The following is a 259-nucleotide window of genomic DNA, read 5'->3' as shown; positions in this document are numbered from 1 at the left end:
CCTTATTTGGCGGTATTCCTGCGACGGGTGCCATCGCTCGAACCGCAACGAATATTAAAAATGGGGCGACTTCCCCCGTATCAGGTATGATACACGGAATGGTGGTATTACTAGTATTATTATTCCTGTCTCCGCTTGCTTTTCATATTCCACTAGCTAGTATGGCACCTATTTTAATGGTCGTTGCTTGGAATATGAGTGAGAAGCATGAGTTTATTCATATTCTGAAAACAAGAACAGGGGACACCCTGGTACTTAT

At 43.2% G+C, this 259-nt stretch carries 1 protein-coding gene; it reads left to right on the top strand.

Features of this window, described 5'->3' with window-relative positions:
* A partial coding sequence (locus ACQRBL_RS32880; protein ID WP_427736505.1) for a SulP family inorganic anion transporter occupies positions 1-259 on the top strand: 259 nt, incomplete at both ends.

The sequence above is a fragment of the Bacillus sp. AF62 genome, assembly GCF_050312695.1.
In the GTDB taxonomy this organism is placed as follows: domain Bacteria; phylum Bacillota; class Bacilli; order Bacillales; family Bacillaceae_G; genus Bacillus_A; species Bacillus_A cereus.
Note: the sequence above shows the minus strand (reverse complement) of the source record. Positions and strands in the feature narration are given on the sequence as shown.